The sequence below is a fragment of the Pseudomonas sp. KBN12P06040 genome (genome assembly GCF_037574965.1).
In the GTDB taxonomy this organism is placed as follows: Bacteria; Pseudomonadota; Gammaproteobacteria; order Pseudomonadales; family Pseudomonadaceae; genus Pseudomonas; species Pseudomonas aeruginosa.
In genome coordinates, this window is sequence record NZ_JBBELS010000001.1 from 5,449,281 (window position 1) to 5,462,965 (window position 13,685).

Annotated in this window: 10 protein-coding genes, 2 tRNA genes and 2 rRNA genes; 1 reads left to right on the forward strand and 13 read right to left on the reverse strand. The window is 58.3% G+C overall.

Annotated features, from left to right (window positions below; translation table 11 throughout):
- Positions 1-86: 86 nt before the first annotated feature.
- The 11 genes from VQ067_RS25760 to VQ067_RS25810 all read right to left on the reverse strand — a co-directional run bounded on the left by VQ067_RS25760 (position 87) and on the right by VQ067_RS25810 (position 12,018).
- Positions 87-2,977: ribosomal RNA gene (locus VQ067_RS25760) — 23S ribosomal RNA — on the reverse strand.
- A gap of 226 nt (positions 2,978-3,203) precedes the next feature.
- Positions 3,204-3,279 (reverse strand) — tRNA-Ala (locus tag VQ067_RS25765).
- Between the two features lie 28 nt (positions 3,280-3,307).
- A tRNA-Ile gene (locus VQ067_RS25770) sits at positions 3,308-3,384 on the reverse strand.
- Positions 3,385-3,448: 64 nt separating this feature from the next.
- Positions 3,449-4,984: ribosomal RNA gene (locus VQ067_RS25775) — 16S ribosomal RNA — on the reverse strand.
- Together the 16S and 23S rRNA genes with 2 tRNA genes alongside form the textbook arrangement of a ribosomal RNA operon.
- 543 nt (positions 4,985-5,527) lie before the next feature.
- Positions 5,528-6,136: a protein-methionine-sulfoxide reductase heme-binding subunit MsrQ gene (gene msrQ / locus VQ067_RS25780; RefSeq protein ID WP_003100143.1), complete on the reverse strand. Its 609-nt coding sequence runs from the start codon at positions 6,134-6,136 to the stop codon at positions 5,528-5,530.
- Entirely contained in the window at positions 6,136-7,149 is a 1,014-nt protein-coding gene (msrP, locus tag VQ067_RS25785; protein ID WP_003141655.1) for a protein-methionine-sulfoxide reductase catalytic subunit MsrP, read from the reverse strand. Before msrP ends, msrQ begins: the two co-directional genes overlap by 1 nt.
- Before the next feature lie 60 nt (positions 7,150-7,209).
- Positions 7,210-8,025, reverse strand: coding sequence for a CDP-diacylglycerol--serine O-phosphatidyltransferase (pssA, locus tag VQ067_RS25790; protein WP_003095061.1), 816 nt, complete (start codon positions 8,023-8,025; stop codon positions 7,210-7,212).
- Between the two features lie 154 nt (positions 8,026-8,179).
- Entirely contained in the window at positions 8,180-9,196 is a 1,017-nt protein-coding gene (gene ilvC / locus VQ067_RS25795; RefSeq protein WP_003095066.1) for a ketol-acid reductoisomerase, read from the reverse strand.
- A gap of 42 nt (positions 9,197-9,238) precedes the next feature.
- Positions 9,239-9,730, reverse strand: coding sequence for an acetolactate synthase small subunit (ilvN, locus tag VQ067_RS25800; protein WP_003095069.1), 492 nt, complete (start codon positions 9,728-9,730; stop codon positions 9,239-9,241).
- A gap of 2 nt (positions 9,731-9,732) precedes the next feature.
- Positions 9,733-11,457, reverse strand: coding sequence for an acetolactate synthase 3 large subunit (locus tag VQ067_RS25805; protein ID WP_003095071.1), 1,725 nt, complete (start codon positions 11,455-11,457; stop codon positions 9,733-9,735).
- Between the two features lie 288 nt (positions 11,458-11,745).
- Complete coding sequence (locus VQ067_RS25810) at positions 11,746-12,018, reverse strand: hypothetical protein (RefSeq protein WP_153514944.1); 273 nt, start codon at positions 12,016-12,018, stop codon at positions 11,746-11,748.
- On the opposite strand from VQ067_RS25810, the gene VQ067_RS25815 reads away from it, so the two are divergent.
- The gene (locus VQ067_RS25815; protein ID WP_003095076.1) at positions 12,008-12,460 is read left to right on the forward strand and encodes a DUF4124 domain-containing protein; all 453 of its coding nucleotides are present in this window, start codon (positions 12,008-12,010) and stop codon (positions 12,458-12,460) included. The two genes, VQ067_RS25810 and VQ067_RS25815, sit on opposite strands and share 11 nt — an antisense overlap.
- Positions 12,461-12,567: 107 nt before the next feature.
- On the opposite strand, the gene VQ067_RS25820 is transcribed toward VQ067_RS25815, so the two are convergent.
- Together VQ067_RS25820 and lpoP are read right to left on the reverse strand one after the other, a co-directional pair.
- On the reverse strand, positions 12,568-12,897 hold the full coding sequence (locus VQ067_RS25820; RefSeq protein WP_003111351.1) for a YqcC family protein: 330 nt from the start codon (positions 12,895-12,897) through the stop codon (positions 12,568-12,570).
- The gene (gene lpoP / locus VQ067_RS25825) at positions 12,897-13,676 is read right to left on the reverse strand and encodes a penicillin-binding protein activator LpoP (protein WP_003095080.1); all 780 of its coding nucleotides are present in this window, start codon (positions 13,674-13,676) and stop codon (positions 12,897-12,899) included. The genes VQ067_RS25820 and lpoP overlap by 1 nt, the downstream gene beginning before the upstream one ends.
- Between the last annotated feature and the right edge of the window lie 9 nt (positions 13,677-13,685).

The window sequence follows — 13,685 nt, forward strand, 5'->3', positions numbered from 1 at the left end:
ATTTCAAGGTGTTTGCGGTTCATGCGAACTTTCGGTTCGTCGACTTCACCTTACAACACACAATCGTCAGATTGTTTGGGTGTTATATGGTCAAGCCTCACGGGCAATTAGTACTGGTTAGCTCAACGCCTCACAACGCTTACACACCCAGCCTATCAACGTCGTAGTCTTCGACGGCCCTTCAGGGGAATCAAGTTCCCAGTGAGATCTCATCTTGAGGCAAGTTTCCCGCTTAGATGCTTTCAGCGGTTATCTTTTCCGAACATAGCTACCCGGCAATGCCACTGGCGTGACAACCGGAACACCAGAGGTTCGTCCACTCCGGTCCTCTCGTACTAGGAGCAGCCCCTCTCAAATCTCAAACGTCCACGGCAGATAGGGACCGAACTGTCTCACGACGTTCTAAACCCAGCTCGCGTACCACTTTAAATGGCGAACAGCCATACCCTTGGGACCGGCTTCAGCCCCAGGATGTGATGAGCCGACATCGAGGTGCCAAACACCGCCGTCGATATGAACTCTTGGGCGGTATCAGCCTGTTATCCCCGGAGTACCTTTTATCCGTTGAGCGATGGCCCTTCCATACAGAACCACCGGATCACTAAGACCTACTTTCGTACCTGCTCGACGTGTCTGTCTCGCAGTCAAGCGCGCTTTTGCCTTTATACTCTGCGACCGATTTCCGACCGGTCTGAGCGCACCTTCGTACTCCTCCGTTACTCTTTAGGAGGAGACCGCCCCAGTCAAACTGCCCACCATACACTGTCCTCGATCCGGATTACGGACCAGAGTTAGAACCTCAAGCATGCCAGGGTGGTATTTCAAGGATGGCTCCACGCGAACTGGCGTCCACGCTTCAAAGCCTCCCACCTATCCTACACAAGCAGGCTCAAAGTCCAGTGCAAAGCTACAGTAAAGGTTCACGGGGTCTTTCCGTCTAGCCGCGGATACACTGCATCTTCACAGCGATTTCAATTTCACTGAGTCTCGGGTGGAGACAGCGCCGCCATCGTTACGCCATTCGTGCAGGTCGGAACTTACCCGACAAGGAATTTCGCTACCTTAGGACCGTTATAGTTACGGCCGCCGTTTACCGGGGCTTCGATCAAGAGCTTCGCTTGCGCTAACCCCATCAATTAACCTTCCGGCACCGGGCAGGCGTCACACCCTATACGTCCACTTTCGTGTTTGCAGAGTGCTGTGTTTTTAATAAACAGTCGCAGCGGCCTGGTATCTTCGACCAGCCAGAGCTTACGGAGTAAATCCTTCACCCTAGCCGGCGCACCTTCTCCCGAAGTTACGGTGCCATTTTGCCTAGTTCCTTCACCCGAGTTCTCTCAAGCGCCTTGGTATTCTCTACCCGACCACCTGTGTCGGTTTGGGGTACGGTTCCTGGTTACCTGAAGCTTAGAAGCTTTTCTTGGAAGCATGGCATCAACCACTTCGTCATCTAAAAGACGACTCGTCATCAGCTCTCGGCCTTGAAACCCCGGATTTACCTAAGATTTCAGCCTACCACCTTAAACTTGGACAACCAACGCCAAGCTGGCCTAGCCTTCTCCGTCCCTCCATCGCAGTAACCAGAAGTACAGGAATATTAACCTGTTTCCCATCGACTACGCTTTTCAGCCTCGCCTTAGGAACCGACTAACCCTGCGTCGATTAACGTTGCGCAGGAACCCTTGGTCTTTCGGCGTGGGTGTTTTTCACACCCATTGTCGTTACTCATGTCAGCATTCGCACTTCTGATACCTCCAGCAAGCTTCTCAACTCACCTTCACAGGCTTACAGAACGCTCCTCTACCGCGTCACTTACGTGACACCCGCAGCTTCGGTGTGTGGTTTGAGCCCCGTTACATCTTCCGCGCAGGCCGACTCGACTAGTGAGCTATTACGCTTTCTTTAAAGGGTGGCTGCTTCTAAGCCAACCTCCTAGCTGTCTAAGCCTTCCCACATCGTTTACCACTTAACCACAACTTTGGGACCTTAGCTGGCGGTCTGGGTTGTTTCCCTTTTCACGACGGACGTTAGCACCCGCCGTGTGTCTCCCATGCTCGGCACTTCTGGGTATTCGGAGTTTGCATCGGTTTGGTAAGTCGGGATGACCCCCTAGCCGAAACAGTGCTCTACCCCCCAGAGTGATACATGAGGCGCTACCTAAATAGCTTTCGAGGAGAACCAGCTATCTCCGAGCTTGATTAGCCTTTCACTCCGATCCACAAGTCATCCCCTACCTTTTCAACGGGAGTGGGTTCGGTCCTCCAGTCAGTGTTACCTAACCTTCAACCTGCTCATGGATAGATCGCCCGGTTTCGGGTCTATACCCAGCGACTAAACGCCCTATTAAGACTCGCTTTCGCTACGCCTACCCTATACGGTTAAGCTTGCCACTGAATATAAGTCGCTGACCCATTATACAAAAGGTACGCAGTCACCTAACAAGTAGGCTCCCACTGCTTGTACGCATACGGTTTCAGGTTCTATTTCACTCCCCTCTCCGGGGTTCTTTTCGCCTTTCCCTCACGGTACTGGTTCACTATCGGTCAGTCAGTAGTATTTAGCCTTGGAGGATGGTCCCCCCATGTTCAGACAAAGTTTCTCGTGCTCCGTCCTACTCGATTTCACTTCAAAGATCCTTTCGCGTACGGGGCTATCACCCACTATGGCCGCACTTTCCAGAGCGTTCCGCTAAAATCAATGAAGCTTAAGGGCTAATCCCCGTTCGCTCGCCACTACTAAGGGAATCTCGGTTGATTTCTTTTCCTCAGGGTACTTAGATGTTTCAGTTCCCCTGGTTCGCCTCTTGCACCTATGGATTCAGTACAAGATACCTAGGTTATCCTAGGTGGGTTCCCCCATTCAGAGATCTCCGGATCAAAGTCTGTTTGCCGACTCCCCGAAGCTTTTCGCAGGCTACCACGTCTTTCATCGCCTCTGACTGCCAAGGCATCCACCGTATGCGCTTCTTCACTTGACCATATAACCCCAAGCAATCTGGTTATACTGTGAAGACGACATTCGCCGAAAATTCGCGCTTGAACTCGCAAATTTTACCTTGACTTGAATGATCACCAGTGAAAGAGATCATTCAGTCTTACTTCTATCACATACCCGAATTTTTAAAGAACAGTTCTGGTGCAAAGACCAGAAATCAATGTTCATTCACGAACATTCATTTCTGAGCTTTCGACGATTGTTTTAGATGGTGGAGCCAAGGAGGATCGAACTCCTGACCTCCTGCGTGCAAAGCAGGCGCTCTCCCAGCTGAGCTATGGCCCCGTATCGGATCACGCAGCACACCAACAATTGGTGGGTCTGGGCAGATTCGAACTGCCGACCTCACCCTTATCAGGGGTGCGCTCTAACCAACTGAGCTACAGACCCAATCGTCTAACCAGTGAATCAAGCAATTCGTGTGGGAGCTTATGAAGAAGCTGAGATCTTCGATTAAGGAGGTGATCCAGCCGCAGGTTCCCCTACGGCTACCTTGTTACGACTTCACCCCAGTCATGAATCACTCCGTGGTAACCGTCCCCCTTGCGGTTAGACTAGCTACTTCTGGAGCAACCCACTCCCATGGTGTGACGGGCGGTGTGTACAAGGCCCGGGAACGTATTCACCGTGACATTCTGATTCACGATTACTAGCGATTCCGACTTCACGCAGTCGAGTTGCAGACTGCGATCCGGACTACGATCGGTTTTATGGGATTAGCTCCACCTCGCGGCTTGGCAACCCTTTGTACCGACCATTGTAGCACGTGTGTAGCCCTGGCCGTAAGGGCCATGATGACTTGACGTCATCCCCACCTTCCTCCGGTTTGTCACCGGCAGTCTCCTTAGAGTGCCCACCCGAGGTGCTGGTAACTAAGGACAAGGGTTGCGCTCGTTACGGGACTTAACCCAACATCTCACGACACGAGCTGACGACAGCCATGCAGCACCTGTGTCTGAGTTCCCGAAGGCACCAATCCATCTCTGGAAAGTTCTCAGCATGTCAAGGCCAGGTAAGGTTCTTCGCGTTGCTTCGAATTAAACCACATGCTCCACCGCTTGTGCGGGCCCCCGTCAATTCATTTGAGTTTTAACCTTGCGGCCGTACTCCCCAGGCGGTCGACTTATCGCGTTAGCTGCGCCACTAAGATCTCAAGGATCCCAACGGCTAGTCGACATCGTTTACGGCGTGGACTACCAGGGTATCTAATCCTGTTTGCTCCCCACGCTTTCGCACCTCAGTGTCAGTATCAGTCCAGGTGGTCGCCTTCGCCACTGGTGTTCCTTCCTATATCTACGCATTTCACCGCTACACAGGAAATTCCACCACCCTCTACCGTACTCTAGCTCAGTAGTTTTGGATGCAGTTCCCAGGTTGAGCCCGGGGATTTCACATCCAACTTGCTGAACCACCTACGCGCGCTTTACGCCCAGTAATTCCGATTAACGCTTGCACCCTTCGTATTACCGCGGCTGCTGGCACGAAGTTAGCCGGTGCTTATTCTGTTGGTAACGTCAAAACAGCAAGGTATTAACTTACTGCCCTTCCTCCCAACTTAAAGTGCTTTACAATCCGAAGACCTTCTTCACACACGCGGCATGGCTGGATCAGGCTTTCGCCCATTGTCCAATATTCCCCACTGCTGCCTCCCGTAGGAGTCTGGACCGTGTCTCAGTTCCAGTGTGACTGATCATCCTCTCAGACCAGTTACGGATCGTCGCCTTGGTAGGCCTTTACCCCACCAACTAGCTAATCCGACCTAGGCTCATCTGATAGCGTGAGGTCCGAAGATCCCCCACTTTCTCCCTCAGGACGTATGCGGTATTAGCGCCCGTTTCCGGACGTTATCCCCCACTACCAGGCAGATTCCTAGGCATTACTCACCCGTCCGCCGCTGAATCCAGGAGCAAGCTCCCTTCATCCGCTCGACTTGCATGTGTTAGGCCTGCCGCCAGCGTTCAATCTGAGCCATGATCAAACTCTTCAGTTCAATACTGCTTGGGTTTTGAGAAAACCCTAAACTTGGCTCAGCAATCGCATTCTCTTAAAAAGAGATAAAACTCTCGAATTCACGAGTGTTACTTGCGTTGCTGATAATCTTGCGATCACCAGTCTTACATCACAAGCACCCACACGAATTGCTTGATTCGACTTGTTAAAGAGCAGTTGGTCAAGGCTTTCGTCTCAACCGAGGCCGCGCATTCTACAGCAACCTCTCTTTCCGTCAAGCGTTATTTTCGAAAATTTTCTTTTCTACTCAACCGCTTGCGCCGACCTTCAAACCATCTTCCGATCAGCGGGAGGCGTATTCTACAGCGTTCAAACTCGCTGTCAAGCACCTCGATGAAGCTTCGTTTCGAATCCCTTTCGGGACCGAACCGCTGCGGCGGACAACCTGTCCGGAGCGCTTCACCACCCCTCGGAGGGAATCCGTAAATCCTTGATTTTCAAGCATTTACTCTTCGTCGTCGCCGGGAGTGGTGCGCATTATAGGGAGATAGAAACTGGCGTCAACACTTATTTGAAACTTTTATTACGAAACACCGGGACGAGTTCGAAGCCTGGGCAGGCGGCGAGCGATCGAGGGTAGCCGCAGCAGCATGAGCGACGCACCAACCACAGCGTACAGGGTCCACTCCTCCAGGTCTGCCCGCACCACCCAGAGCATATGCAGCAAGCCGAGCCCAAGGATCAGGTAGACCAGGCGATGCAGCTTCTTCCAGCGACTACCGAGCTTGCGCATGGCGAAGCGGTTGGAAGTGATCGCCAACAGGAACAGGCAGATGAATCCAAGCATTCCCACGATGATGTAGGGACGCTTGCTCAACTCGATGCCCAACTGCCCCCAGTCCAACCCCAGGATGAACACGCAGTAAGCGCTCAGGTGCAGCAGCACATAGGTGAAGCACCACAACCCCAACTGGCGACGCACGGCAATCCAGCCCGGCCAGCCGCTCAGCTTCTGCAGTGGCGTCATCGCCAGGGTGAGTAGCAGCAATACCAAGGCGCCCAACCCCAGTCGATCGACCAGGGTCTTGCCCGGGTCAGGTCCGAGGGCAAAGATCCAGGCTTGGTACAACCACCAGGCCGGCACTGCCAGCGCCCCCAGGAATACCGCAAGGCGCAGATACCAGTAGCGCATCAGTAGTACTTCCTCAGATCCATGCCGCTATAAAGGGAAGCGACCTCGCTCCCGTAGCCATTGAACATCTGCGTATCCCGTACATTGGGGCTGAACAAGCCACTGGGCAGGCGCCGCTCGCGAGCCTGGGACCATCGCGGGTGGTCGACCTGCGGATTGACGTTGGCATAGAACCCGTACTCGTTGGCGGCAATGCTTTCCCAGGTGGTCTTCGGCTGCTCACGGACCAGACTGATACGCACGATGGACTTGATGCTCTTGAAGCCATACTTCCACGGCACCACCAGGCGCAACGGCGCGCCATTCTGGTTGGGCAACAGCCGCCCGTACATGCCCACCGCCAGAATTGCCAGGGGATGCATCGCCTCGTCCATGCGCAAGCCTTCCATATAAGGCCAGTCGATCACCGAGAAACCGGAGCGTTGGCCGACCATCTGTTCCGGACGCTGCAGGGTTTCGAAACGGACGAACTTCGCCTGCCCATTGGGTTCGACCCGCTTGAGCAGGTCCGCCAGGGGAAAGCCCAGCCAAGGGATCACCATCGACCAGGCTTCCACGCAGCGCAACCGATAGATGCGCTCTTCCAGTTGGTAGGGTTTGACGAAGTCCTCGAGGGCATAGGTACCCGGCTTGCCGACCTCGCCGTCGATCACCACCGACCAGGGCTCGGTCTTCAGGGCCGAGGCGTTTTCCGCCGGGTCGCCCTTGTTCGGCCCGAACTCGTAGAAATTGTTGTAGTGGGTGGCGTCCTTGAATGGCGTGATCGCCTCCCCCTGGACATCCACCGCCTGCCAGCGGGTCTGCGGTAGCTTTTCGGCGAACCAGCCCGGCGCCGGCACCGGCTCGACGCCGGCATAGCGCTGTTCGTCGGCAAAGCCCAGGCGCGGCAGGCCGCTGGCCAGCGCCAATCCGGCGAAGGAAGCACCGAGCAGACGCCGACGGGACAGGTAGAGGGTTTCGGACGTGACTTCCGACTCGGAACAGTCGGAACGGGAGGGAATCTTGATCAGCATGACGGGCTCCGCAATGACCAGCTTTGTGCCAGTAGACTACGGAGCCCGTTGGAAATTACATCAGCTCGGCTGCTTCCGGCGACGCAGCTGCAGCAGGTATTGCACAGGACCGGAGGCCGCGTAGGCAAGGAACAGCAACAGGAGGATGCGCGGCGGGTCGGTAAAGACCACGGCGAAGGCCAGCACCACGATAAGGATCGCCACGAACGGCACCCGGCCGCGCAGGTCGAGATCCTTGAAGCTGTGGTATTTGATGTTGCTGACCATCAGCACACCAGCGGCGGCGACCAGCAGGGCGACGAGGAAGGCAACCTTGGCGCCCTGGATCTCGAAATCGCTGAACGCCCATACCGTGCCCGCCACCAGCGCCGCGGCGGCCGGACTGGCCAGGCCGATGAAATAGCGCTTGTCGGCCTTGCCGACCTGGGTGTTGAAACGAGCCAGACGCAGGGCTGCGCCCGCAACGTAGATGAAGGCGACCATCCAGCCGACCTTGCCGAGGCTGCCAAGCGCCCATTCGAAGGCGACCAGCGCCGGCGCTACACCGAAGGCGACCATGTCGGACAGCGAGTCATACTCGGCGCCGAAGGCGCTCTGGGTGTTGGTCAGGCGAGCCACACGGCCGTCCAGTCCATCGAGGACCATGGCCACGAAGATAGCGATGGCGGCGTTGGCGAACTGGCCGCTCATGCCATTGATGATGGCGTAGAAGCCGGAAAACAGGGCCGCCGTGGTGAACAGGTTGGGCAGCAGGTAGATACCGCGGTGACGAACCTTCCGCCCTTCGGCGTCGTGCCCTTCTTCTATATGTTCGTCGATGGGCAGCAGGCTTTCTTCGTCGGAGGCCTTGTTCGGCTCCTCGGGACGTTCACTCATGGACAATTCCTTGGGAACTGATGGGGTACGAATATGCCGACAGCACTTCTGACTAGGAAGACAACTCCGCCGGCCCAGGCTTTATACCAGATCGCCAGGCAAGAACGAAAAAACGCGGCCGGGGCCGCGTTTCTTCGTCTGTCGCCGGAGCCGCTTAGTTCTTGCTCTTGTCGACGATCTTGTTGGCTGCGATCCACGGCATCATCGCGCGCAGCTTCTCGCCGATCTGCTCGATCGGGTGAGCGGCGTTGTTGCGGCGGTAGGCAGTCATCGACGGGTAGTTGGCCGCACCTTCGGTAATGAACATCTTCGCGTATTCGCCGTCCTGGATGCGCTTCAGGGCGTTGCGCATGGCAGCACGGGACTCGGCGTTGATCACCTCCGGACCGGTTACGTACTCACCGTATTCGGCGTTGTTGGAGATGGAGTAGTTCATGTTGGCGATGCCGCCTTCGTACATCAGGTCGACGATCAGCTTCAGCTCGTGCAGGCACTCGAAGTAGGCCATTTCCGGCGCGTAACCGGCTTCGACCAGGGTTTCGAAACCGGCCTTGACCAGCTCGACGCAACCACCGCAGAGAACGGCTTGCTCACCGAACAGGTCGGTTTCGGTCTCGTCCTTGAAGGTGGTTTCGATGATACCGGTACGACCGCCGCCGACGCCGCAGGCGTAGGACAGGGCGACGTTCTTGGCGTTGCCGGAAGCGTCCTGGTAGATGGCGATCAGGTCAGGGATGCCACCGCCCTTGACGAACTCGGAACGCACGGTGTGACCCGGTGCCTTCGGCGCGATCATGATCACGTCGAGGTCGGCGCGCGGGACGACCTGGTTGTAGTGGATGGAGAAGCCGTGAGCGAAGGCCAGGGTGGCGCCCTTCTTCAGGTTCGGCTCGATCTCTTCCTTGTACAGGCGGCCCTGGAACTCGTCCGGGGTGAGGATCATGACCACGTCGGCTGCGGCGACGGCGGTCTTCACGTCGGCAACCTTCAGACCGTGCGCTTCGGCCTTGGCCACGGTGGCGGAGCCGCTACGCAGGCCCACGGTGACGTCGACGCCGGAGTCCTTCAGGTTGCAGGCATGGGCGTGGCCCTGGGAGCCGTAGCCGATGATGGCAACTTTCTTGCCCTGGATGATCGAGAGGTCACAATCTTTATCGTAGAAAACGCGCATGGGAATTCCCCTTCAGTAAGGCCTCGCGGGCCTGCTTTCAGTTCAGATGCTCAGAGTCTTGTCGCCACGGGCGATGCCGGTGACGCCACTGCGGACCACTTCCAGGATCGACGCGGTGCCGATGGCCTGGATGAAGCTGTCCAGTTTGTCGCTGGTACCCGCCAGTTGCACGGTATAGACGCTACTGGTGACGTCGACGATCTGCCCACGGAAGATATCGGTGGTGCGCTTGACCTCGGCGCGCTGGGCGCCCGTGGCCTTGACCTTCACCAGCATCAGCTCGCGCTCGATATGAGCACTTTCCGACAGGTCCACCAGCTTGACCACTTCGATCAGCTTGTTGAGGTTCTTGGTGATCTGCTCGATCACCTCATCGTGCCCCACGGTGGTCAGCGTCAGACGCGACAGGGTCGGGTCCTCGGTCGGCGCCACGGTCAGGCTTTCGATGTTGTAGTTGCGTTGGGAGAACAGGCCGACCACGCGGGACAATGCGCCTGGCTCGTTTTCCAGCAGCAGGGAAATGATGTGTCGCATGATCAGGTACGCTCCGTCTTGCTCAGCCACATGTCGCGCATCGCGCCGTCACGGATCTGCATCGGATAGACGTGTTCGCTGGCGTCCACCTGGATGTCGAGGAAGACCAGGCGATTCTTCATGGCGAACGCCTCCTCCATCTTCGGCTTCAGATCCTTCAGGTCGGTGATGCGCATGCCGACATGCCCGTAGGCTTCGGCAAGCTTGACGAAGTCCGGCAGGGATTCCATGTAGGAATGCGAATAACGGCTGTTGTACTGCATGTCCTGCCACTGGCGGACCATGCCCAGGGCACCATTGTTCAGGTTGACGATCTTCACCGGCAGGTCGTACTGCAGGCAGGTAGACAGTTCCTGGATATTCATCTGGATACTGCCCTCGCCGGTCACGCAGGCGACATCGTCGTCCGGGAAGTTGAGCTTGATGCCCATCGCCGCCGGGAAGCCGAAGCCCATGGTGCCGAGACCGCCGGAGTTGATCCAGCGATTGGGCTTGTTGAACTTGTAGTACTGCGAGGCGAACATCTGGTGCTGGCCGACATCGGAGGTGATGAAGGCATCGCCATGGGTAACCTCGTAGAGCGTCTCGATGACGGTCTGCGGCTTGATGATGCTGCCGTCGCCCTTGTCGTACGGGAACAACCCACGGTTACCACGCCACTCGTCGATCTGCTTCCACCAGGCAGCCTGGGCATCCTGGTTCGGGGTCTCGCCGATTTCCCTGACGATCGCGACCATTTCGGTGAGAACGCTGTCCACCGGGCCGACGATCGGGATGTCGGCCTTGATGGTCTTGGAAATCGACGCCGGATCGATGTCGATGTGGATGATCTTGGCGTTCGGGCAGAACTTCGCCGCGCCGTTGATGACCCGGTCGTCGAAACGCGCTCCGACCGCGAGGATCACGTCGCTGTGATGCATCGCCAGGTTGGCGGTGAAGCTGCCGTGCATCCCGAGCATGCCGAGGAACTGGCGGTCCGCGCCGGGATACCCGCCGAGGCCCATCAGGGTGTTGGTCACCGGCAGGTTGAGCATCTGCGCCAGCTCGGTCAGCGGCGCCGCGGCATTGCCCATGATCACGCCGCCGCCGGAATAGACCACCGGGCGCTTGGCGGCCAGGAGCATCTCGGCGGCCTTGCGGATCTGTCCCGAGTGACCGCGAACGGCCGGGCTGTACGAACGCAACTTGACCTTCTTCGGATAGGAATATTCGAACTTCTGCGTCGGGTCGCCCATGTCCTTCGGAATATCCACGACCACCGGCCCCGGACGACCGGACTGCGCCAGGTAGAAGGCCTTCTTGATCACCTCGGGAATTTCCGAGGGATGCTTGATGATGAAGCTGTGCTTCACGATCGGCCGGGAGATCCCGACCATGTCGGTTTCCTGGAACGCGTCGGTACCGACCATGTTGCTCGGCACCTGGCCCGACAGGATCACCATCGGGATGGAGTCCATGTACGCGGTGGCGATACCGGTGATGGCGTTGGTCGCGCCCGGGCCGGAAGTCACCAGCACGACACCGGGTTTGCCGGTGGCGCGGGCGTAGCCGTCGGCCATATGGGTAGCCGCCTGTTCGTGGCGCACCAGGATGTGGGTCACGTCGTGCTCCTTGAAGAGCGCGTCGTAGATATGCAGGAGGGCACCACCCGGGTACCCGTAGATGTACTTAACGCCTTCGTCGCGCAACGAGCGGACGACCATTTCAGCGCCAGATAAAAGCTCCACGTTTTCACCTCTAGAACGCTATACGGCCACCCAGGGGCGGGCGACCGAAATTCGGTTGGCTGCCCGGCAGAGCATGGGTGACGGTAGTCACCGGCTACGTCAACTGCCGATTGAGCAAACTTGGAAGGGCGCCTGGTGTTACGGAGCTCTTCCACCCAGCGCGAGGTAACGCGAAGCAGGGTGTAACTTTCGGCGCGGGTAGGCACCTCATGGTCTGCCGGAGAGGGGACTGGGTTGCAGACGGCCCGCTACAGCGAGCTTGGATTCTTCGCATTCGTCGAACGCAAGTCAAGCTTTATTCTGAAAATTATCAAAAAAAATTCCAAGGAAGCTGCCATACCCTTCTATAAAAAAGCTGATCAATGACCAAAAACAGATTTTATGGCTAGAAAATTCCGATTTAGAGCAAACTTTTCCAAAATGCCCATGATTCCCGCGAGGACTTGCCACGGCGAGGCCGTCTCCGGCGGCGGTTGTGATGCCGTGCAGCATGCCGCGCTGGCGGATTTGGTTATAGTTAGCCGCAGTTAGCGCATTCCAAGGACTCCGCATGCGACGCATGATCCTCCCGGCCAGCTTGTTGCTCGCCCTCTCCTCTTTCGCCATGGCCGCCCCGATCTACAAATGGGTCGACGCCGAGGGCGTCACCCACTTCGGCGCACAACCGCCGCAAGGTGCGCAAGCGACCACGGTGAATACCCAGACCGCCCCGCCGCCGGACAACTTCCCCCTGCCCCCCTCGACCCCGGCACCGACCATCCAGCAGAAACCGGCCGATCCCGAGCAGAAGGCGATCGACGACAAGGTGAAGCAGCAAGTGGCGAAGGAAGAGGCCGAGCGCAAGCAGTTCTGCGAAGAGACCCGCAACAACCTCGCGCAACTGAAGAACAACCCGCGCGTAAGGGTCGACGAAGGCAAGGGCGAACTCCGTCGCCTCGGCGAGGAAGAACGCCAGGAGCGAATCGCCAAGGCCGAAAAGGCGATCCAGGAGAATTGCCGCTGAGGCGAACACAGCCCCGTCCCGCAGCATGGGGCTGACCCGGCTCTCCGCCTTGCTTGAAGCAAAGAAAAACCCGGCCTGTAGCCGGGTTTTTCTTTACTGCCGAAGCTTCATGACGGCCCGCCGATCAGCCGGTCGAACTCGCCAAGCGCCGCCAGCAGGCCGGCGACTTCCTCGCCACGCTGCGCATAGGCCACCTCGGCCATGGCCAGGATACCCGAGGCTTGCGGCAAGGCGCTGTCGCTTTCGAGAATCAGCTTCATCCGTGGCAGGAAGATCCATTGCAGCCATTGCTCGAGCGCCAGCGTATCCACGCAGAACGGCTCGGGGCTGGCCAGCGCTTCCGGGGCGGGGCTGCTTTCGCTCCACCAGCCGAGGGCACGCAACTCACGCTCGATCAGCAACAACTGGTCGGCCAGCGCATAGACCCGTCGATCCATCAGGAGCTGACCTTGGCCTTCTGCCGGGCCAGCGCAGCGCCGGCGGAGTCTCCCTGCTTCTCCCGCGCCTGGGCGATCAGTTCCCAGAGCCCGGCCTGCAAGGCCGGCCGGCCATTGGCGTAGCTCAAGCCACGGCGCGCGACCTGCTCGGCCTGGGCCGCATCGCCCTGGGCCAGGCGCACCTGGGCCAGGCGATAGAGCACCTGCGGCTCGCGCGGAGCGATGCGCTGGGCTCGCTCGAGGCTGGCGGCGGCGCTGTTCAGGTCGCCGCTGCCCTGCTGCTGCTGGGCGGTTGTGAGCATCGCCAGGACCGGCCCGTCCAACTGCTCGTCGGCCGCCAGGCTGCCGGCCGAGCCGGAGGCCGGAATGCCGGTGGGCGCGGAACGACTTGCGCCGCTGGGCGGCATGTTGTAGCTGCCACCCAGCGGTGGCGTGGAGGCGCTGCTGGGCGGAGCCTGGTACTGGGTGCCGGTGCCGAGCGGAGCGCTGCTGATCGGCGCGGCGCCGGACTGCGCCGGGAAAGTCTGGATCGGTGCGGAATTGGCGCCCTGCGGCACCATCACCACCACACCGGAGTCGCCGCCCTGGGGAATGCCCTGGGTGGCGGCGCCTTGCTGGGTACGCGGTACCTGGGTACGGGTGATGCGGAAACCGCCGCTTTCCTGGTTGGACACCGGAGTACCGGAATCCACCACCGGGATCGCCCCGTGCTGCGGGCTGGCGCAGCCCGCGAGCACGGCACTGCCGGCAAGCGCGGCGAATACGAAAATCTTCTTCACGTCAGGTCC

Coding starts and splice junctions, on each gene's coding strand:
- pssA (WP_003095061.1), bottom strand. CDS start 8,025: ATGAGTGAACGTCCCGAGGAGCCGAACAAGGCCTCCGACGAAGAAAGC.
- msrP (WP_003141655.1), bottom strand. CDS start 7,149: ATGCTGATCAAGATTCCCTCCCGTTCCGACTGTTCCGAGTCGGAAGTC.
- ilvC (WP_003095066.1), bottom strand. CDS start 9,196: ATGCGCGTTTTCTACGATAAAGATTGTGACCTCTCGATCATCCAGGGC.
- VQ067_RS25815 (WP_003095076.1), top strand. CDS start 12,008: ATGCGACGCATGATCCTCCCGGCCAGCTTGTTGCTCGCCCTCTCCTCT.
- msrQ (WP_003100143.1), bottom strand. CDS start 6,136: ATGCGCTACTGGTATCTGCGCCTTGCGGTATTCCTGGGGGCGCTGGCA.
- ilvN (WP_003095069.1), bottom strand. CDS start 9,730: ATGCGACACATCATTTCCCTGCTGCTGGAAAACGAGCCAGGCGCATTG.
- VQ067_RS25820 (WP_003111351.1), bottom strand. CDS start 12,897: ATGGATCGACGGGTCTATGCGCTGGCCGACCAGTTGTTGCTGATCGAG.
- VQ067_RS25810 (WP_153514944.1), bottom strand. CDS start 12,018: ATGCGTCGCATGCGGAGTCCTTGGAATGCGCTAACTGCGGCTAACTAT.